Origin of the sequence: Variovorax sp. J22P240, assembly GCF_030316855.1 — a bacterium.
Classification (GTDB): Bacteria; Pseudomonadota; Gammaproteobacteria; order Burkholderiales; family Burkholderiaceae_C; genus Variovorax.
This window is the reverse complement of the sequence record NZ_JASZYR010000003.1, coordinates 469,343-488,857: the sequence shown is the minus strand read 5'-3', so window position 1 is coordinate 488,857 and position 19,515 is coordinate 469,343. Positions and strand designations below refer to the sequence as shown.

Sequence of the window (19,515 nt, the reverse complement as noted above, 5' to 3'; positions counted from 1 at the left end):
CGCGGGTCTGCCGCCAGTATGCGCCGCCCAGGGCGCATCAATTCCTTGGTGGAATCCCGCAGCGCCCCGTCGTCAGTATTTGAGCCAGGTTCCCTTCAGCTTCGCTTGCCCCACTCCGGGCTTGCCGAAATCGCAGACACCCTGGGCGAAGATGCCTTGCAGGCGCAGTTTCTCCGGCCCCGTGAGGACCACCGGCGCATAGTCCGCATCGTCCAGCGGCTTGAGCTGGCACTTGAGCACGTCGTCGCTTGCCGGGCCGCCCGCCACCATGCGCGGCGCCGGTGTCTTCGGATAGAGCGTGTTGCACATACCGCTGCCGTTCAGCGTGGCGACCTCCTTGTAGCGCGTGCCGTCGTTGACGTCCCAGCACGAATCGACCGCATCGGCCGGCTTGTAGAGCGCCACCTTGTCGGCCGTGAGCGCCGCGGGATCGGCCGTGATGCCGTCGAGCCAGGTCGTCATCAGCGTGAGACGGGTGAGCATCAGGTCTCTGAGAAGCAGCGACAGCGGCAGGACCTGCGCAGGCTTGCCGATTACCTGTGCCAGCTGTGGATTCGGAAACAACCAGATCACCTGGTTGTCCGCGCGGCCGTTGGCCTTCATGAGCTGCTCGCGGATCTTGATGTCGTTGTAGATCGTATGGATATCGCCACCCGGCTCGGCGTAGGGATGCACGCTGAGGATCGGCACGGTCGCCAGGCCGCCGCTGCCGGAGCCGATGCGGCCCAGTTCGTAGGCGCGGGTCAACCCTTCGGCGTCCGCCACCGTGCGCTGGGGCTTCACGATGTTGCCGTCCGCGTCGTAGCCGCCGATGTTCTCGTTCAGGTCCAGGAACTGCGTGGCGGTGATCAGGCCTTTCCTGAGCCCGTCCAACCCGTATTGCACGCCCACGTTGTCGAGCGGCCTGCGCACGAAGCCGGTGGCCGGATCGCGCCCCAGGCTGTTGACGTTGATGTCATACACCGTGCAGCGCGCGCCGGCAGGGTTGGTGAGCGTGTTGTAGACCTTGCTGCTGTCGTTCAGGCCGCAGGCCGGCGACACCGCCCCGTTGGTGGCCAGGATGGCATTGCCGTTGCCCGCATCCCAGTTGGCGCAGACGGTGTTCATGTGGCCTTCGAATGCCTTGCGCGCGCCGGACGACGCGGGATTGGCGGCGAAGTAGCGGTTCAGCAGGCGGCAGTCGGACACCGCCATCGCCGTGCCGAACACGTCCGGAAAGGCCGCGTCGGGCATGATCCCGTCGAGGATGCCAGGGTAGTTCTGCGCGATCAGCATCTGCTGGATGGCACCGCCCGATCCGCCCATGCCGACCATCCAGCGCGGCACGCCGTAGGTCTTGGCGATGTGTTCGCGAATCATGGTTGCGGTCTCGGCCGCGACCACGTCGTTGACGTTCACCTTGTTGATGTTCAGCGTCGAGACGACGTAGGCAAAGCCTCGCTCCAGCGCCTTGATGCTCTGCTGGTCGACCGCATCGCTCTTGAAGGCGTCGGTCACCGAATTGGAGCCCTGGTTGTACTGGGCTGCCGTCGATTCGCCGAAGCGGAACACGACACGCCGGTTCCAGCCCGCACTGTTCAACTGCCCCGGGACGGCGGGATCGTCGAGCACGGCGATGCGGTAGATCGAGCGATTGATGGTGCCGGACTCCACGCGGACGATGAAGGGCACCGTCTTGCCGTCGATGGTCGTCGCGTTCGCGATGTCCGCGGGGCGGGGGCCGAATGGATCGGTCAACGATTGGCGCACACCAGCAGACGTGAAGTAGAACCACTCGAGGCGCGTGTTGACGGAACAGCTGGCATCCAGCGGTGCGCCCAGGCCGGACTCGCTGGTGCGGCATTCGAAAGGCGACAGTTGCGGCCCCGAGAACATCGGCCCGGTGATCGGATGGTTCGTGACCGCGAGTTCGCCGTAGGCCTTGTCCGGTCCCACCTGCGCCACCAGCTTGTTCGCACCCACGGCGAGGCCGGACACCAGCCCTCGCAGCTTGCGGCCGTCGGTGGAGGCCTCGAGCATTGCCGTGACGTCGTTGCCGTTGCTCAGCACCTTCACGTCCGCCGCCTTGAGATCGTTCGGCACCTCGACTTCGACCAGCGTGTCGCCGCCGCTGACCAGGTCCGGTCGACTGGAAAGCGTCGTGAGTTTCAACTCGACGGGGGTCTGCCCGGTCGGGTCGATCGGGTCGATGGGATTCGTCGAGCCGCCTCCAGTGGCCGGGGGCTGCGGCGTTGCCGCGGCAGGCGGCGGGACCATGAAGGCACTTCCGTTGCCGCCTCCGCCGCAGGATGCCAGTCCACCGGCCAGCAGGCTGGCCATCAAGGTTGCCAGCAAGGCTTGCCGCAGGCCCGGTCCAGGTCTCGGGTTCATCGATACCTCCTCGTTGTATTCGTTGGATTCGCGGGGGTCGTGCGCCCGGCTCAGAAGCCGGCGGGCCGCCCCATGTCGGGCTTGGAATAGTCGCAGACGCCTTGCGGGAAGATCCTGTTCAGCCAAGCCTTCTCCGCCGGGCTGAATGGGTCGGCGCCGCCGCCGGCGCTCGGCGCGTAGGTTCCGTCGGCGAGCGCGCTGGCAACCGGCTTGGACGCGCACTTGAACATGTCCCCGCGGTACGAATCGCCAGCGACCATGCGCGGGCTCGTGTTGACGGTGAAGCTCTGCGTGCAGGCGCCCGCGCTGCCACCGTCGAGGATGCCGCTCCAGACTTGCGATCCGGCTCCAATGGTCTGCCCTGCCGCGTCGAAGCACTGGTCGACGAATCGGGCCGGTTTGGCGTCGTTCGTGAGGTAAGCGTCGAGCACCGCGAGCGCATCTGTGGCGCGCGTGGCAACGCCGGCCGTGCTGGTCTCGCGGGTGAACCAGATCACCTGGTTACCGGCATTGCCGCCGCCGGCTGCAAGACGCGCACGCGCCGAGAACGACTGGCGGGAGTTGTGCATGTCCAGCACGTCTTCCTTCCACGGCCGCAGATCGATCAGCGGGATGTCGAGCGTCTTGCCGGTGAACACCTGCCCCGAGGTGTAGGCAAGGTTCATCGCCTTCACGTTGCCGCTGCGCCGCGGCGCGGGCGTGCCGGCGTCGGTGCGACAGTCGGCGCTGCGCCGCATGTTGCGGCTGTCGAACGGGTCGGTGGGCGGCAGCAGCCAGTTCAGGAACTCGTCCTGCTCCTTCCAGCTGCCGGCGCAGGCATTGATGCGCAGGAATTCCTGCGCGGAGATCGCACCGTCCTTCAGCGCCTTGAGGCCGTACTGCACGCCCACGTTGTCGATCGGGATCGGCGCGAAGCCTTGGGCGTCTGTGCCGTAGATGTTGGCCAGGTCGTTCCAGTGGGTCCACTTCACGTTGGCGAACGCGTTGGGCCAACCCAGGAGTGCCGCCGTGCTCGGAAAGGCTGGATCGGTGAAGACCGGATTGAAGACCACCGGTCCCGCCTTGCCCCAGCCTTCGATGCATTCGGACGAGCCCGTGCCACCCAGGAAGCTGTTGGGACGCACATCGCTCGTGGCCAGGCCCTCGACCAGCGTGCGACGGCTCCACGTGGCCCACATCGACGATGGATCGAGCGCGACCTCGTCCTTGAAGTACTGCTCGAGCAGCGGGCAGTCGGACACGTAGGGCACCTGCGTCACCATGTCCGGATAGGACTGGATCGGCACGCCCGCATCGAAGAGGCCCTTAGGCCTGTTCTGCGCGTAGACGTACTGCTGCACGGCGCCGCCGGAGATACCCATGGCGACGGTGTACTTCGGCGTGCCGTAGGTCTGGACGAAATGTTCCTTGACCATGACGGCCGTTTCCTCGCCCAGTTGCAGGTTGTAGTGCACGCCCGTCTCGTTGCCCGACGACGAAACGACGGCGTAACCCTGCTCCAGCAGACGCGGCATCACCGGCTTCTCCTCACTCCAGAGCCCGCCGAACCACATGGCCTTGCCCTGCTGGTGGCCCACGCCCACGCCGCCGCGCATCCAGTAGACGAGCTTCTGGTTCCACGCCGAGTTGTTCAGGTCCTGCGGCTGCGCGGTGGTTTCCGCGAAGGGTGCCAGCATCGCCACGCTGTACGCGAAGCGATTGATGGTGCCGGCTTCGACGCGCACGACGAAGGGCACGTCGACGCCGTTGACGCGCACGCGCTGCAGGTTGGCCGGCGGCGTCGTGAACTGCGTGGCGGGATTGAAGGGGGCGAAGTCGGTGCCCGTGTAGTAGAAGTAGCGCAGCTGCGTCTTCACACTGCAGCTCTTGCTGTAGCCCAGCAACGGACTGCTCGCATTGCCCGGCACCTGGTAGATCGGCTGGCCCACGCCGTCGTGGTTGTCGACCTCGGGCGCGCCCAGGTTCGACAGCTGCGTCAGGCAGAGGAAGGCCGACTGCTGCGGACCACTGAAGGCGGTCTCGCCGGACGGGCCCATTTCGTTCACCCAGAACTTCAGGCCCGCCAGCGAGACTTCCGGCCTCGGGGTACCCGGATCTGGGACCTTCGTGTCGGGAACCTGGGTGTCCGGATCAGTCGTTGTCGGGTTGGCGACACCGCCGGTTCCGGAATCCGAGCCGGCGGGCGTCTGAGCCGAAGGGGGAAGGAAGGCGGAGCCACCGCCACTGCCGCCTCCTCCACATGCAACCAGGGCCAATGCGCTCACGCCCACACTCATCCACGCGGCCGCCATCCGCGCCCGCTTCCAGCACTCGTTCATTCGCTTGTCTCCATCCTTGTCGTTCGATCGTAGGGCCCGGGCCGTTGGCCCACCAGTCAGATCAACGGGAAGTTGCTGTCAGATAAACGGGCATCGGACTCAGGGGAATCACTGAGCCGTACTCGGGATTAGGCGAATGCGGCACGCCGCAAGAGGCGGCACAATTTGATACGGCAACAAACTTTCGGAGACACGTTGCGCGCGCCGGCACTCCGGCGTGCGTACGAGACCATGACGCAAGAGTCCCTTGGCAAGAGCGGGATCGAAGCCGTGCCGTTTCGCGGGATCGTGGAACAGTCCGTGGCTGGCATCTACATCCTGCAGGACGAGCACTTCCACTATTCGAACGCGACCTTCGGCGCGATGGCCGGCTACTCGGTCGACGAGATGACGGGCCGGCCGCTGCGCGAGTGCGTCCCGGCCTACTACGAAGCGGAGGTGATGGACCGCTACAACCGCCGCATCTCCGGCGAAGTGAAGAGCATGCGCTTCATCACGCAGGGGCTGCATCGCGATGGGCACGTGGTCTACATCGAAGTACACGGCGAAGCCATGCAATACCGCGGACGGCCCGCGATCGTGGGCGTGGGCGTCAACGTCAGTGCGCAGGTGCAGCGAGACGCCGAGCTTCGGCAATCGCGCCAGGAGTACCGCGAGCTCGCATCGCATCTCAACAGCATCCGCGAGCAGCAGCGCGCCGAGTACGCACGCGAGGTGCACGATGTGCTCGGCGGCCTGCTCACCTCCATGAAGCTGGATGTCGGTCGCATCTCGCGGCGCTCTCGCTCGCGGACCATCCGCGGCATCGCGACCGACCTGAACGCCCTGCTGGTGGAGGCGATCGACAACGTGCGCGAACTGTCCGAGTCGATGCGACCGCAGTTGCTCGACCACCTGGGCCTGCACGCAGCGATCGCGAGCCATCTGGCGCGGTTTCGCGAGCGATCGGGGCTCAAGGTCAGCATGGAGCCGGGCGAGTTCGATCTCGACCTGTGTCGATGGCGCTCCATCGCGGTCTACCGGATCTTCCAGGAGGCACTGACCAACATCGCACGCCACGCGAAAGCCACGGCTGTCGCGGTGCGCCTGCGCCGCACCGATCACGCCTTATGGCTCGAGATCGAAGACAACGGCTGCGGCATGCCCGGCGCCGGCAGCATCCGTCACGATGCGACCCGACATTCGCTGGGCCTCATTTCGATGCGGGAGCGCGCACACGAGATAGGCGGCACGCTCACCATCGACTCCGCGCCCGGCGCGGGCACGAAGGTGACGCTGCACGCGCCGATCGTCGACAACCCTTTGCTGCGCGGATGATCAACGTCCTGATCATCGACGACCACGCGATGTTCCGCTCCGGCCTGCGCAAGGTGCTGCAGGATGCGCCGGACATCGAACGCGTGGAGGAGACTGGCGAATGGCGGGAAGGCCTCGCCATGCTGGAGCGCCGCGACACGCAGGTGCTGCTGCTGGACATCAACCTGCCGGACAGCAGCGGACTGGATGTCCTGGACCTGGTGCACAAGCGCTTTCCCACGGTGCACGTGATCATGCTGAGCATGTATGCCGCACCGCAGTACGCGATGCGCGCGCTGCGCAACGGCGCCAAGGGCTATGTGGCCAAGGACATGGAAGCAAGCGACCTCATCGCGGCGATCCGCAACGTCAACCGCGGCAAGAAGTTCATCCCGCCGGCGGTCACCGAGGCCTTGCTCGATTCGCTGCACGGACTGGAGCCGAACCCCAGGCCGCACGAGCATCTTTCGACACGCGAGTCGGAGATCATGCGAATGATCGTCGCTGGCGAGGCGCTGACGGCCATCGCGGAGCGACTGCTGATCAACGTGAAGACCGTCAGCACCTACCGGCGTCGCATCCTCGAGAAGCTCGGCGTCGGCTCCAATGCCCAGTTGGTGCAGTACGCGGTGCACAACCGACTGCTGGACTAGCGTGCCGTTCGCTCACGCAACGCAAAGATGACGGTCGACGCCACGAGACCAAGCGCGCCGCCGATCAATGAAGCTGTCCCCATCCGGTAGCGGTGCGCAAGTCGGCGGGAGTTCGATTGACACTGCTGCGAGGAGGGCGCACTATTTTTCGATCCGGGAGTCGCTCGCACAGGAGGCGTCCATGACCGAATCGTTCCGCGACTTCGAGCACGCCGGCTGGGCGGACCCCACTGTCTGCGCGAGCTACGACGACCTCTTGTCGAGCCTCACGACCCAATCGATCGGCCCCCTGCTCGACGCCGCCGGCATCAAGGCGGGCGGCGTCGTGCTGGATGTGGCGACAGGTGCCGGCTATGCCGCGGGCGCAGTCCTCGCGCGCGGGGCCCAGGTCACGGGCGCCGACTTCTCGGCCGAGCAGGTACGCCTCGCCAAACAGCGCTTTCCGGCCGCGGCCTTCATGGAGGCCGACGCAGGCAACTTGCCCTTTGCGGGCGCGACCTTCGATGCGGTCGTCGCCAATTACGGCGTGCTTCACTTTCCGGACCCTGAGCGATTCTTTCGAGAAGCGTTTCGTGTGCTCAAGAGCGGAGGAAGACTCGCCTTCGCGGTCTGGGATGCACCGCAGGAAGCGAAGCTCTTCGGCGCCGTCCTCGACGCGGTCAATGCGCATGGCTCCATGGACGTGGGCCTGCCCGGAGGGCCCAACATGTTCCTGTTTGCCGATGCCGCGACGAGCGAGAAGGCGATGACCTCCGCAGGCTTCCAGGACGTCGCGGTGACACGGGTGCTGCAGACCTGGCGACCTTCATCGAGCGAGCAGGTCCTGCTCACCCTGAAGACCGGCACCGTTCGGATGCGCGGCACGCTGCAGCGCCAGCATGCCGAGGCGCTGGATGCGATCGACGACGCGATCCTGACCGCGCTGGAGCCTTTCAGGAAAGGGCTTGGCTATGAAGTGCCCATGCCGGCCGTGCTCACGGCAGCAACCAGACCGTGAATCATGACAACGGCGGGGCGCTTCCTAGCTGAACTATGTGGGTTCCAACCTGAACAGACTGGTCGCCTCCAGATCCAGCACCGGGAGTTCCCGCTGGTTGAACAGCCGCCAGCGCCAGCGCAGGATGCCCAGCGTCGGCCGCTTTTCCGAACGCCGCACTTCCGCGACATCGGCAACGAGCCGCAGGCTGTCCCCGGGCCGCACCGGATTGGGCCACTTGAGGTACTGCAAGCCGGGCGATGCGAAGGATTCGGAGCCGGCGAGAGCGGCATCGGCGACGAGCCGCATCGCGATCGCGCTGGTGTGCCAGCCGCTCGCGATAAGTCCGCCAAAGGGGCCGCCAGCCGCCGCGTCGGCATCCGTGTGGAACCACTGCGGGTCATAGGCCCGCGCGAACTGCAGGACTTCCGCCTCCGTCACGAGGTACGGGCCCGCTTCGATGATCTGGCCCGCGTGGAAGTCGGCGAATTTCATCAGGACATTGTCAATACGTTTCGAGGTGCAGACGCCCCTCCCGCTTGAGGCTCTGGCCGACGGTGTCCCAGTCGAGGCCGGCTTCGGTCGCGACGTCGCGCAGCGCGAGCACGACGCCCTCTTCCATGCTCTTCAGGCCGCACACGTAAAAGTGGCTCTGGCCGTCCCTCAGAAGCTCGACGAGGTCCGCGGCGCGCTCGCGCATCATGTCCTGCACGTAGCGCCTGGGCTGGCCCTGTGTGCGCGAGAACGCGAAGTTGATGTCGATGAAATCCTTGGGCAACGTCTGCAGCGGGCCGAAGTACGGCAGCTCCTGCTGCGTGCGCGCGCCGAAGAAGAGCATGAGCTTGCCGCCCTCGAACTTGCCGCTCTTGCGCAGGCGCCGGCGCCATTCGGTCATCGCGCGCATGGGGGCGCTGCCGGTGCCGGTGCAGATCATCACGATGTGCGACTTCGGATGGTTCGGCATCAGGAAGGACGAGCCGAAGGGCCCGATGACCTGCACCTTGTCGCCGACCTTCAGGTCGCACACATAGTTGCTGCACACGCCGCGCACGGGGTTGCCCTGGTGGTCCTCCAGCACACGCTTCACGGTCAGCGAGATGTTGTTGTAGCCGGGCCGCTCGCCGTTGCGCGGGCTGGCGATCGAGTATTGGCGCGCGAAGTGCGGCTTGCCGTTGGCGTCGACGCCGGGCGGGATGATGGCGATCGATTGGCCTTCCAGCACCGGGAAGGGCATGCTGCCGAGGTCGAGCACGATGTGGTGCGTCTGGTTCTCGTAGCCGGCTTCGGTGCAGTTGAAGTTGCCCACCACGGTCGCGGTGGTCGGGCTCTTTGGCGGGAACAGGTTGGTGTAGGCATGGGCGGCCGACCATGGCGGCACGGTGGCGCCGTACTGCGCGGAATTGAAGGCGACTTCGCCGGGTTCGGCAGGCGGCTGCGGCGCGGCGGAGGGCACCTGCATCAGCGTTTCACCGGGCGTCGCGACGCCTTCCGCTTCGAGCTGCTCGGGAGAGAGTTCGGCGGGCAGCTCGTCCCATGTGAGCTGCTCTTCGATGGAATAGGCGCGTGCCACCGGCATGGTGCGCCAGTTGTCGATCGAGCCCGTCGGGCACGGCGAGATGCAGGCCATGCAGCCGTTGCACACGTCGGCGCGCACCACGTAGTTGCGGTCGTCGTGCGTGATGGCGTTGACCGGGCAGGTCGCCTCGCAGGTGTTGCATCGGATGCAGATCTCGGGGTCGATCAGGTGCTGCTTGATGACGTTGATTTCGGCCATGTCCATGGTTGTCTCCTTGTACCCCTCCCTCGCCAGATCAACCGAAACGCACGTATTCGAAATCGACTGGTTGGCGGTTGATGCCCATCACCGGCGGCGCGATCCAGCCTGCGAACTTGCCTGGATCGACCACGCGGCCCATCAACGATGCCACGAAAGCGAAGTCGTCGGGCGTCGGCAGCCATTCGGCTTTCTTGGCGGCCCATTCCTGCTCGTTCACCACGCGGCCTTCGGGCGACATCTTGATGCCGGCCAAGGCGCCGATCTGGCGGTTGAAGGCCTTGTGCGGCACGGTCAGGCGGGTCGGAATGCCGGCCTTCTCGAGCACCTTGTTCCAGCGGCCGACGCCGGCCACGGAGTCCTTGATGAAGTCGTCGCGCAGCACTTCGTTGAGCGCGTTGAGCATCGGCACGTCCTTCTCGACGAGTTGGCCGTTCACCACTTCCAGCACCTTGTAGGTCTGGCCCTTGAGCACGTGGTCGTCGGTGCGCTTGCCTTCCTCGTAACGGCCCTTGAGGCCGGAGCTGTAGAAGGTGGCGGCGTTGCTCGACTGGTCGGCGCCGAAGAGGTCGATGGTCACGCTGTAGTGGAAATTCAGGTAGCGCTGGATGGTGCCGAGGTCGATGGCACCGGCGGCGCGCACCTTCTGCGGATCGTCCGTCTTCAGCTCGTTCATGACCTGCGCGGTGCGTTGCAGCACACGCGAGACGCCACTCTCGCCCACGAACATGTGGTGCGCTTCCTCGGTCAGCATGAACTTGGTAGTGCGCGCCAGCGGATCGAAGGCGCTCTCGGCCAGCGCCGACAACTGGAACTTGCCGTCGCGGTCCGTGAAGTACGTGAACATGAAGAAGGCGAGCCAGTCGGGCGTCTTCTCGTTGAAGGCGCCGAGGATGCGCGGGTTGTCCTGGTCGCCGGACTGGCGCTGCAGCAGCGCCTCGGCTTCTTCGCGGCCGTCGCGGCCGAAATGCTTGTGCAGCAGGTAGACCATGGCCCACAGGTGGCGGCCCTCTTCCACGTTGATCTGGTAGAGGTTTCGCAGGTCGTACATGCTGGGCGCGGTGAGGCCCAGGTGGCGCTGCTGCTCGACCGATGCCGGCTCGGTGTCGCCCTGCGTGACGATGATGCGGCGCAGGTTGGCGCGGTGCTCGCCGGGCACGTCCTGCCAGGCCTTCTCGCCCTTGTGGTCGCCGAAGTGGATCTCGCGGTTGGCATCGCCCGGGTTCAGGAAGATGCCCCAGCGGTAGTCGCGCATCTTCACGTGGCCGAACTGGGCCCAGCCCTGCGGGTCGACGCTGACCGCAGTGCGCAGGTAGACCTCGTAGGCGGTCGAACCATCGGGACCGACATCGTCCCACCAGTTGACGAAGTTGGGCTGCCAGCCTTCGAGCGCGCGCTGCAGCGTTCGGTCTTCGCCGAGGTTGACGTTGTTGGGGATCTTCTCGCTGTAGTTGATCGTGCTCATCGTTGTTCCTTGGGGGTTGATCGGGCTTCGTGTGCTCTGTGTCGTCAGACGCGGTTCAAGTCGAAGCCGGCCTTCTCGCCAGTGCCATAGACCTTGAGGGCCCCCTTTTCGCCGACGGCGTTCGGGCGGTTGAAGATCCAGTTCTGCCAGGCGGTGAGCCGGCCGAAGATGCGCGTGTTCATGTTTTCCTTGCTGGCGAAGCGCAGGTTGGCTTCGAGGCCGGTGAGTGCATCGGGCGACATGGCGGCACGCTCTTCGATGGCGATGCGGATTTCGTCGTCCCAGTCGATGTCGTCGGGCGCCATCGTGACGAGGCCGAGCGCCATCGCCGCGTCCGCATCGAGCGGCTTGCCGGCGGCGGCACGCGCGGCTTCCATCGGCGCGGCTTCTTCATAGAAGCGGCGTTGCAGGCGGCTCTGGTCGTTGACCATCGGGAAGAAGCCGAAGTTGAACTCGTCGAGCGTGATCTTCGGTGCGCGCTCGGCGTCGTCTGGCAGCGCGAGCATGTAGGCGCGGTCGGCCGCGAAGGCGATCTCGGCCAGCGTGCCGGCGAAGCAGGAGCCCGAGTCGATCAGCGCGAAGAGGCTGCGCGACGACACGTCGAGGCGCGCCAGCGTGCGGCGCAGTGCGCCGATGGTCTCGCGCACGAGCCAGTGGTCCTTGTTGGCGAGCAACGTGGCGTCGCTGGCGAGCACGGCCTGCGCGTCGCCTTCGGTCTTGAGGAGCCAGGTGCCGATGTCGAGCTCGTTGGTGCGCATGTTGAGGATCGCGTCGTCCAGCTGACGGACCATCGCGAGCGGCCACCATGCGGCGCCGGCCGCCTCGATGGCAGCGATGTCGGCGGGCTGCGCTCCCTTCGGTGCCTTGACGGTGAAGGTGGCGGTGCGGCGGGCGCGGTCGATCTCGACCGTGACGTGTTCGTAGCGCAGGCTGTCGGCGCCCTCTTCGCGTTCGAGGCGGGTGAGGCTCACGCCCTTGCCATTCGCCGGACGATCACTGCCTTCGGCAAGCTTGGCGGCGCGTTCCTGCACGGCGGCGCCGAACTGGGCCGGCTTGGCGATGGCATCGACGAGGCGCCAGTCGACGGCACGCTGGCCACGCACGCCTTCGACGCTGGTGCAGAAGATATCGGCGAGGTCATGGCGCACATGGCGCTTGTCGGTGACGCGGGTGAGGCCGCCGGTGCCGGGCAGCACGCCGAGCAGCGGCACTTCGGGCAGCGAGACGGACGAAGAGCGGTCGTCGACGAGCACGATCTCGTCGCAGGCCAGCGCCAGCTCGTAGCCGCCGCCGGCGCAGGCGCCGTTGACGGCCGCGATGAACTTGAGGCCAGAGTGCTTCGACGTGTCCTCGATGCCGTTGCGGGTCTCGTTCGTGAACTTGCAGAAGTTCACCTTCCAGGCGTGGCTGGAGACGCCCAGCATGAAGATGTTGGCGCCCGAGCAGAAGATGCGGTCCTTGGCGCTGGTGACGATGACCGAACGCACTTCGGGGTGCTCGAAACGCACGCGGTTCAGCGCGTCGTTCAGTTCGATGTCCACGCCCAGGTCGTAGCTGTTGAGCTTGAGCTTGTAGCCGGGGCGGATGCCGCCGTCTTCCGCGATGTCGAGCGACAGGCGCGCCACCGGGCCCTCCACGTTCAGTTTCCAGTGACGGTATTGCGTCGGGTCGGTGCGGTAGTCCACGCGGGCGGGGTGAGCAGCGGTTTCGGCCATGTCGAAGTCTCCTTGAAGGTTCGGTGGCGAGGAACAATAGTGCACTTGTCGATCGCCGGAACATGCATCATGCTGCATGTTTTGAGGCGCGTCAACTCTGGAATGAATTTTTTACAGCTCGTTGAGAGATCCGCTCAGCCGTTGTGGCTCATCGTCTCGCGCACCGCGGTGCGCAACAGCTCGAAGCTTTTCGCCAGGTCGTGTCCGGTGGTGTCCACGCTGACGTCGGCCTTCGAATAAAAGGCGGCTCGGCCGCTCAGGATGCGGCGCAGGTCGTCCATGGCTTCCTTGCTGGCCGCCATGGGGCGGGTGTCGCCCTGAGCAGCGACGCGGCCCATGTGTTCTTCGGGCGCGGCCTGCAGCCACACGGTAGTGCAGTGGGCGAGAAGCTGGTTGAAGGTGGCCGGATCGGAGACGATGCCGCCCGGCGTCGCAATGACCGCTTCGCTGTAGATCTGCACGGCTTCCTCGAGCGCGCGGCGCTCGTAACGGCGGTAGGCGTTGGTGCCGTAGAGGTCATGAATCTCGCGCACGCTGCAGCCTGCGACCTTCTCGATCTCGCGGCTCAACTCGATGAAGGGCACCTCCAGGTCATCGGCCAGCATCTGGCCCAGCGTGGACTTGCCCGCGCCGCGCAGGCCGATCAGCGCGATGCGGCGATGCCGGGCCGGGTCGCCGGCGGCCGTGCCGAGCAACTCGCCCAATGCAATGCGTGCGCGGCGCAGATCGGCCTCGCCGCGATGCTCCAGCAGTTCGCGGATCAGCAGCCATTCGGGCGAGATCGTGGTGACGTCGCCGACCAGTTCAGCCAGCGAGCATTGCAGGGCGGTCGACACCTGCTGCAGCACCAGGATCGAGGCATTGCCGATGCCGTATTCGAGATTGGCGAGATGCCGCTCCGACACATTGGCCGCCTGCGCAACCGCCTTGCGGGTGAGGCCACGGCGCGCGCGCAGGTTGCGCACGCGCTCGCCCAGCGCGACGAGCAGCGGGTTCTTGGCCTCCTCGGCCGGGGTGTTCGCGTCGGTGGGCAAGGTCAGTACCGCGTCGTCGGCTCGCTCGTTCATGGAATCTCTTTCGATGTCCTCGGTGGCTGCATTCAGGGTTAACACGAACTCATGCACTATATTGCTTGACACCTTTTGACTGCATGCTTATGGTTCGTGTACAGGCAAGATACTGCACGCAGGCGATTGCCGCAAGTTTGTTCCCCACGCACGAAGAAAGCGCCATGTCCAAGCAAGCCTTCCACCAGCTCGTCGCTCACGTGGCGACACAGATCGCCGGCCGGCCGCTCGACGACGAACTCGACCGCTGGCTCAACACCCACCACGGCGCCGGCACGCCGTCCTTCGACCAGCTGAAACAGGCATGCATCGACGGCGTGGCCGAAGGCTGGCTCTGCGACCGCGAAGGCGGCGGCATCCGCTACGGGCGGGTGTTCAAGGCCGAGGACTCGCTCGGCCGTTTCTCGGTCGATGTGGTCGACATGCGCGACATCGCCGGGCCGCATCACACGCATCCCGGCGGGGAGATCGATTTGATCATGCCGCTGGAAGGGGACGCGACCTTCGACGGCCGGCCTGCGGGCTGGTGCGTCTACCCACCGGGCAGTGCCCATCACCCCACTGTGGCGCAAGGCCGCGCCTTGGTCCTCTACTTGTTGCCCGAGGGGCAGATCCAGTTCACCAAATGACCGAAGTTCTCTCTAACTATGTAGGTGGCCGCTGGCAGGCCGGCAGCGGCGCCGGAACGCCGCTGTTCGATCCGGTGCTCGGCACCGAACTGGTACGGGTCGATGCCACCGGGCTCGATCTACCCGAAGCTTTCCGCTTCGCACGGGAAACCGGCGGCGCTGCGCTGCGCGGCCTCACCTACCGCCAGCGCGCAGGCCTGCTGGCCGCCGTCGTCAAGGTGCTGCAGGCCAATCGCGACAGTTACTACGAGATCGCCACCGCCAACTCCGGCACTGTGAAGAACGACTCGGCCGTCGACATCGACGGTGCAATCTTCACCCTCGGCCAGTACGCCAAGTGGGGCGATGCGCTCGGCGACGTGCGCGCCCTGCGTGACAGCGATGCGGCGAAGCTCGGCAAGGAGCCGGTGTTCCTGTCGCAGCACCTGCAGGTGCCGACGCGCGGCGTGGCGCTCTTCATCAACGCCTTCAACTTCCCCTCCTGGGGCTTGTGGGAAAAGGCCGCGCCCGCGCTGCTCTCCGGCGTGCCGGTGATCGTCAAGCCCGCGACCTCCACCGCCTGGCTGACGCAGCGCATGGTCAAGGACGTGGTCGATTCGGGCGTGCTGCCGGCCGGCGCGCTATCGGTGATCTGCGGCAGCTCCAACGGGCTGATGGACCAACTCGAAGCCTTCGACGTGGTTTCCTTCACCGGCTCGGCCGAGACGGGTGCGGTGATCCGCTCGCATGCCGCCGTGGCCCAGCGCTCCGTGCGCGTCAACATCGAGGCTGACAGCCTGAACTCCGCCCTGCTGCTGCCGGATGCCGGGCCGGGCTCGGACGCCTTCAACCTGCTGGTGCGCGAGGTCGTGCGCGAGATGACGGTGAAGTCGGGCCAGAAATGCACTGCCATCCGCCGCATCCTGGTGCCCTCAGCTGTGTACGACGCGGCGGCCGAAGCCATCGGCGCCAAGCTCGCCGGCATCACGGTCGGCAACCCGCGCAACGAGAGCGTGCGCATGGGTTCGCTGGTGAGCCGCGCCCAGCTCAACGCGGTGCGCGAAGGGTTGGAATCCCTGAAGTCGCAGGCCTCCGTGCTGCATGACGGCAGTCAGAAGGCATTGGTCGATGCCGACACGGCCATCGCCGCCTGCATCGGCCCGGTGCTGCTGGGTGCGCGCGATGCCGATGCGGCCGACCGCGTGCACGACGTCGAAGTGTTCGGGCCGGTCGCCACGCTGCTGCCCTATCGCGACCTCCACCATGCCATCGCGCTCGCGCATCGCGGCCAAGGCTCGCTGGTGACCTCGCTCTACGGCGCAGACGACGCCGCGCTCGGCCAGGCGACCGTGCAGCTCGCCGCCAGCCATGGCCGTGTGCACGTGATCTCGCCCGAAGTCGCACAAGTCCACACCGGCCACGGCAACGTGATGCCGATGTCGCTGCACGGCGGCCCCGGCCGCGCGGGCGGCGGCGCCGAGGTCGGCGGCCTCCGAGCGCTGGACTTCTATCACCGCCGCAGCGCGGTGCAGGCCAGCCCCGGCGTGCTGGCTCAGCTCGGGCTTCAGTAGCCGCAGCCCGCATTCCCGATCAAGACGGACCCGAGGAGACACACGATGAGCCTGCCCAACCCCTTCAACTTCGCGGAGCATCTGTTCGCGCTCAACCGTGGCCGTGCGGAGAAGAGAGCCTATGTCGATGACCGGGGCGCACTCGGCTACGGCCAACTCGAAGACCGCTCGCGCCGCCTCGCCGCCGCCCTGCTCGACGAGGGCGTGCGCCGCGAAGACCGCGTGCTGCTGCTGATGCTCGACAGCAGCGACTGGCCCGTGTGCTTTCTCGGCAGCCTTTACGCCGGCATCGTGCCGGTGGCTGTGAACACGCTGCTCACCGCGGACGACTACGCCTACATGCTGGACCACAGCGGCGCGACGGCGGCGCTGGTCTCCGGCGCGCTGCTGCCGATGCTGCAGGAGGCGATGGCGAAGGCGCCCCATCACGTCCGCACGCTGTTCGTATCGCAACCCACCGGGCCGCTGCCCGACGGCGCGCACAACCTCGACTCGGCCATCGCGGCGCACGCACCCCTTTCCGAACCCGCGCCTACAGCGCCGCAGCAACACGCCTTCTGGCTCTATTCCTCCGGCTCGACCGGCAAGCCAAAAGGCACGGTGCACACGCACGCCAATCCGTGGTGGACGGCGGAGCTGTATGGCAAGCCGGTGCTGGGCCTGACGGAGAACGACGTCTGCTTCTCCGCCGCCAAGATGTACTTCGCGTACGGGCTCGGCAACGCGCTGACCTTTCCGCTGTCGGTCGGCGCGACCGTGCTGCTGATGGCCGAGCGGCCGACGCCCGACGCGACCTTCAAGCGCTGGACCGGCGCGCACAAGCCGACGGTCTTCTTCGGCGCGCCGACAGGATTCGCCGGGATGCTGGCCTCGCCCAACCTGCCGGCGCGCGAGGCGGTTGCGCTGCGCATGTGCTCTTCCGCCGGCGAGGCGCTGCCCGGCGAGATCGCGCAGCGCTTCAAGCAGCACTTCGGCTGCGAGATCGTCGACGGCATCGGCTCGACCGAGATGCTGCACATCTTCATCTCCAACCGGCCCGGCGACATCCGCTACGGCACCACGGGCAAGCCGGTCGAAGGCTACGAGATCGAGCTGCGGGGGGAGGACGGCCAGGCCGTAGCGGTCGGCGAGGTCGGCGACCTCTACATCAAGGGACCGAGCACCGCGCTCATGTACTGGGCCAACCCCGAAAAGAGCGCCGATACCTTCCGCGACGGCTGGACCAAGAGCGGCGACAAGTACTCCCGCGACGCCGACGGCTACTACACCTACGCGGGCCGCAGCGACGACATGCTGAAGGTCAGCGGCATCTACGTCTCGCCCTTCGAGGTCGAGGCCACGCTCATGCAGCATCCGGCCGTGCTCGAAGCCGCGGTGATCGGCAAGGAAGATGCCGACGGGCTGACCAAGACCAAGGCGTACGTGGTGCGCAAGGACGGCCAGTCGGTCAGTGAGGATGAGCTGAAGGCTTTCGTGAAAGAGCGCCTCGCGCCGTACAAGTACCCGCGCTTCATCGAGTTCGTCGGTGAACTCCCCAAGACCGCCACAGGAAAGATCCAGCGCTTCCGACTCCGCGAGCGGGAGCAGAAGGCGTGACTGCTCCCTCCGAATTCGCCGCCATCCGCTGGCGGGGAAAAGACGTGCGCATCGAATACGTGCGCATCGCCCCGGAACGCACCGACGCGCCCCTCCTCGTCTTCCTGCACGAAGGCCTTGGCTCGATCGCGATGTGGAAGGATTTCCCCGAGCGGCTGTGCGAGGCCGGCGGATTTCGCGGCCTGGTGTTCTCGCGCCCTGGCTACGGCCGCTCGACCCCGCGCGACGCCGACGAAGTATGGGACGTGGACTTCATGCACCATCAGGCGCACGAGGTGCTGCCCGCCTTCTTCGAGGCGATCGGTCTCGAAGAAAAGCCCTGGCTCTTCGGCCACAGCGACGGCGGCTCGATCTCGCTGCTGTATGCCTCGCGCTTTCCCGACAGAGTCGCCGGCCTCGTCGTGCTGGCGCCGCACATCTTCGTGGAGGACGTGACGGTCGCCAACATCGAGCTGGCGCGCCAGGCCTACCTCCAGACGGACATGCCGAAGAAGCTCAGCCGCTACCACGACGACGTGGACTCCGCCTTCTGGGGCTGGAACCGCATCTGGCTGCACCCGCCCTTCCGGCAATGGACCATCGAAAGCGAGCTCGACACCATCCGTTGCCCGGTTCTTGCTATGCAGGGAATCGACGACGAATACGGCACGCTTCGCCAGATTCGCGGCATCGCCGAGCGGGCGCCGCAAACGCGGCTCGTGGAGATCCCGGACTGCGGGCATTCCCCGCATCGCGACCAGCCCGAAACAGCGATAGTTGCGACCGTTTCATTCGTGAAAGACCCTTCGGGGAAACCCCGGGAAAACGCTTAATTGAGAGATAAATAGTTTAGCTATAAAGTATTGACCTCTCGTGTATTGGCGGATGTCCCTGAATTTCCGAACCGTCCGCGGTCGCAACCTTCCGTTTTTTTCAACAAGGAGTCCCATCCATGAGCACCCGCATCGCACGCACCACGCTGACAGCCCTCGCATTGGCCTGTATCGCCACGCTGGGCCATGCCCAACAGGGCAAGCTGAAGGTGGGCCTGATGCTTCCGTTCAGCGGCACCTACGCAGCGCTGGGCGTGGCCATTGAAAACGGCTTCAAGCTTCGCATCGAGGAACAGGGCGGCAAGCTCGGCGGCCGCGAGATCGAGTTCGTCAAGGTCGACGACGAATCCGATCCGGCCAAGGCCACGGACAACGTCAACAAGCTGATCAAGCGCGATAACGTCGACGTCATCATCGGCACCGTGCATTCGGGCGTGGCGATGGCGATGGCCAAGGCCGCCAAGGAAAGCGGCACCGTGCTGATCGTGCCCAACGCCGGCGCCGACGCCGTGACGGGCCCGATGTGCGCGCAGAACATCTTCCGCAGCTCGTTCTCGAACTGGCAGCCGGCCTACGCGATGGGTGAAGTCGCCGGCAAGGATGGCAAGAAGAAGGCCATGACCATCACCTGGAAGTACGCGGCCGGCGACGAGTCGGTGGCGGGCTTCAAGGAAGGTTTCGAGAAGGCCGGCGGCAAGGTCGAGAAGCAGCTCACCGTGCCCTTCCCGAACGTGGAGTTCCAGGCACTGCTGACCGAAATCGCAGCGGCCAAGCCGGATGTGGTCTATGCCTTCTTCGCGGGCGGCGGCGCGGTCAAGTTCGTCAAGGACTACGCGGCGGCCGGCCTCAACAAGACCATCCCGCTCGTCGGCCCCGGCTTCCTGACCGACGGCACGCTCGAAGCGCAGGGCGCCGCCGCACAAGGCATGCAGACCACGCTGCACTATGCCGACGGCCTGAACACGCCGCGTGACACCGCTTTCCGCACGGCCTACGCCAAGTCCTTCAAGCTGCAGCCTGACGTGTATGCGGTGCAGGGCTACGACGCGGCGCAGATGCTCGCGGTCGGCCTCAGCGCCGTGAAGGGCGACATTTCGAAGAAGGCCGAGTTCGCCTCCGCCATCGAGAAGGCCAAGATCGACAGCCCGCGCGGCGCCTTCACGATGAACAAGGCGCACAACCCGGTGCAGGACATCTACCTGCGCAAGGTCGAAGGCAACGAGAACAAGGTCGTCAACATCGCCGTGAAAAATCTGGCCGACCCCGCCCGCGGCTGCAAGCTTTAATCGTCAAC

Annotated in this window: 15 protein-coding genes; 8 read left to right on the top strand and 7 right to left on the bottom strand. The window is 66.0% G+C overall.

Features of this window, described 5'->3' with window-relative positions; all coding sequences use genetic code 11:
- Nucleotides 1-72 precede the first annotated feature (72 nt).
- Entirely contained in the window at nt 73-2,370 is a 2,298-nt protein-coding gene (locus QTI24_RS12275) for a DUF6351 family protein (RefSeq protein WP_286600711.1), read from the bottom strand.
- A 50-nt stretch (nt 2,371-2,420) separates the two neighbouring features.
- Complete coding sequence (locus QTI24_RS12270) at nt 2,421-4,688, bottom strand: DUF6351 family protein (protein WP_286600710.1); 2,268 nt, start codon at nt 4,686-4,688, stop codon at nt 2,421-2,423.
- 231 nt (nt 4,689-4,919) lie between these two features.
- On the opposite strand from QTI24_RS12270, the gene QTI24_RS12265 reads away from it, so the two are divergent.
- The 3 genes from QTI24_RS12265 (at nt 4,920) to QTI24_RS12255 (ending at nt 7,634) form a co-directional block, all read left to right on the top strand.
- A complete protein-coding gene (locus QTI24_RS12265) occupies nt 4,920-6,005 on the top strand; it encodes a PAS domain-containing sensor histidine kinase (RefSeq protein WP_286600709.1) in 1,086 nt (361 codons plus the stop codon).
- The gene (locus QTI24_RS12260; RefSeq protein WP_286600708.1) at nt 6,002-6,637 is read left to right on the top strand and encodes a response regulator; all 636 of its coding nucleotides are present in this window, start codon (nt 6,002-6,004) and stop codon (nt 6,635-6,637) included. Before QTI24_RS12265 ends, QTI24_RS12260 begins: the two co-directional genes overlap by 4 nt.
- 181 nt (nt 6,638-6,818) lie before the next feature.
- Nucleotides 6,819-7,634 (top strand): class I SAM-dependent methyltransferase, encoded by an 816-nt coding sequence (locus QTI24_RS12255; protein ID WP_286600706.1) that lies wholly within the window; start codon nt 6,819-6,821, stop codon nt 7,632-7,634.
- 33 nt (nt 7,635-7,667) lie between these two features.
- On the opposite strand, the gene QTI24_RS12250 is transcribed toward QTI24_RS12255, so the two are convergent.
- The 5 genes from QTI24_RS12250 to QTI24_RS12230 form a co-directional block, all read right to left on the bottom strand.
- A complete protein-coding gene (locus tag QTI24_RS12250; protein WP_286600704.1) occupies nt 7,668-8,108 on the bottom strand; it encodes a MaoC family dehydratase in 441 nt (146 codons plus the stop codon).
- A gap of 10 nt (nt 8,109-8,118) precedes the next feature.
- Nucleotides 8,119-9,393, bottom strand: a complete 1,275-nt coding sequence (gene boxA, locus QTI24_RS12245; RefSeq protein ID WP_286600701.1) for a benzoyl-CoA 2,3-epoxidase subunit BoxA — start codon at nt 9,391-9,393, stop codon at nt 8,119-8,121.
- 31 nt (nt 9,394-9,424) lie between these two features.
- Nucleotides 9,425-10,852, bottom strand: a complete 1,428-nt coding sequence (gene boxB / locus QTI24_RS12240) for a benzoyl-CoA 2,3-epoxidase subunit BoxB (protein WP_286600698.1) — start codon at nt 10,850-10,852, stop codon at nt 9,425-9,427.
- Between the two features lie 44 nt (nt 10,853-10,896).
- The gene (gene boxC, locus QTI24_RS12235) at nt 10,897-12,567 is read right to left on the bottom strand and encodes a 2,3-epoxybenzoyl-CoA dihydrolase (protein WP_286600697.1); all 1,671 of its coding nucleotides are present in this window, start codon (nt 12,565-12,567) and stop codon (nt 10,897-10,899) included.
- Nucleotides 12,568-12,701: 134 nt separating this feature from the next.
- Nucleotides 12,702-13,634, bottom strand: a complete 933-nt coding sequence (locus QTI24_RS12230) for a helix-turn-helix transcriptional regulator (RefSeq protein WP_286600696.1) — start codon at nt 13,632-13,634, stop codon at nt 12,702-12,704.
- A 164-nt stretch (nt 13,635-13,798) separates the two neighbouring features.
- Here QTI24_RS12230 and QTI24_RS12225 point away from each other — a divergent pair, with 164 nt between their 5' ends.
- The 5 genes from QTI24_RS12225 (at nt 13,799) to QTI24_RS12205 (ending at nt 19,507) form a co-directional block, all read left to right on the top strand.
- A complete protein-coding gene (locus tag QTI24_RS12225; RefSeq protein ID WP_286600695.1) occupies nt 13,799-14,263 on the top strand; it encodes a 4-hydroxylaminobenzoate lyase in 465 nt (154 codons plus the stop codon).
- Nucleotides 14,260-15,813, top strand: coding sequence for a 3,4-dehydroadipyl-CoA semialdehyde dehydrogenase (locus tag QTI24_RS12220; protein WP_286600694.1), 1,554 nt, complete (start codon nt 14,260-14,262; stop codon nt 15,811-15,813). The genes QTI24_RS12225 and QTI24_RS12220 overlap by 4 nt, the downstream gene beginning before the upstream one ends.
- A gap of 45 nt (nt 15,814-15,858) precedes the next feature.
- Nucleotides 15,859-17,409 carry a benzoate-CoA ligase family protein gene (locus QTI24_RS12215; RefSeq protein ID WP_286600692.1) on the top strand — a complete coding sequence of 517 codons (1,551 nt, stop codon included), beginning with the start codon at nt 15,859-15,861 and terminating at the stop codon, nt 17,407-17,409.
- Nucleotides 17,406-18,221: an alpha/beta fold hydrolase gene (locus tag QTI24_RS12210; protein WP_286600690.1), complete on the top strand. Its 816-nt coding sequence runs from the start codon at nt 17,406-17,408 to the stop codon at nt 18,219-18,221. Before QTI24_RS12215 ends, QTI24_RS12210 begins: the two co-directional genes overlap by 4 nt.
- A 119-nt stretch (nt 18,222-18,340) precedes the next feature.
- Nucleotides 18,341-19,507 carry an ABC transporter substrate-binding protein gene (locus QTI24_RS12205; protein WP_286600689.1) on the top strand — a complete coding sequence of 389 codons (1,167 nt, stop codon included), beginning with the start codon at nt 18,341-18,343 and terminating at the stop codon, nt 19,505-19,507.
- Nucleotides 19,508-19,515: the final 8 nt, after the last annotated feature.

Bases quoted from the DNA above. Each gene is read 5' to 3' on its own strand.
- QTI24_RS12275 (WP_286600711.1), bottom strand. From the start codon at position 2,370: ATGAACCCGAGACCTGGACCGGGCCTGCGGCAAGCCTTGCTGGCAACC.
- QTI24_RS12270 (WP_286600710.1), bottom strand. From the start codon at position 4,688: ATGAACGAGTGCTGGAAGCGGGCGCGGATGGCGGCCGCGTGGATGAGT.
- QTI24_RS12265 (WP_286600709.1), top strand. From the start codon at position 4,920: ATGACGCAAGAGTCCCTTGGCAAGAGCGGGATCGAAGCCGTGCCGTTT.
- QTI24_RS12260 (WP_286600708.1), top strand. From the start codon at position 6,002: ATGATCAACGTCCTGATCATCGACGACCACGCGATGTTCCGCTCCGGC.
- QTI24_RS12255 (WP_286600706.1), top strand. From the start codon at position 6,819: ATGACCGAATCGTTCCGCGACTTCGAGCACGCCGGCTGGGCGGACCCC.
- QTI24_RS12250 (WP_286600704.1), bottom strand. From the start codon at position 8,108: ATGAAATTCGCCGACTTCCACGCGGGCCAGATCATCGAAGCGGGCCCG.
- boxA (WP_286600701.1), bottom strand. From the start codon at position 9,393: ATGGACATGGCCGAAATCAACGTCATCAAGCAGCACCTGATCGACCCC.
- boxB (WP_286600698.1), bottom strand. From the start codon at position 10,852: ATGAGCACGATCAACTACAGCGAGAAGATCCCCAACAACGTCAACCTC.
- boxC (WP_286600697.1), bottom strand. From the start codon at position 12,567: ATGGCCGAAACCGCTGCTCACCCCGCCCGCGTGGACTACCGCACCGAC.
- QTI24_RS12230 (WP_286600696.1), bottom strand. From the start codon at position 13,634: ATGAACGAGCGAGCCGACGACGCGGTACTGACCTTGCCCACCGACGCG.
- QTI24_RS12225 (WP_286600695.1), top strand. From the start codon at position 13,799: ATGTCCAAGCAAGCCTTCCACCAGCTCGTCGCTCACGTGGCGACACAG.
- QTI24_RS12220 (WP_286600694.1), top strand. From the start codon at position 14,260: ATGACCGAAGTTCTCTCTAACTATGTAGGTGGCCGCTGGCAGGCCGGC.
- QTI24_RS12215 (WP_286600692.1), top strand. From the start codon at position 15,859: ATGAGCCTGCCCAACCCCTTCAACTTCGCGGAGCATCTGTTCGCGCTC.
- QTI24_RS12205 (WP_286600689.1), top strand. From the start codon at position 18,341: ATGAGCACCCGCATCGCACGCACCACGCTGACAGCCCTCGCATTGGCC.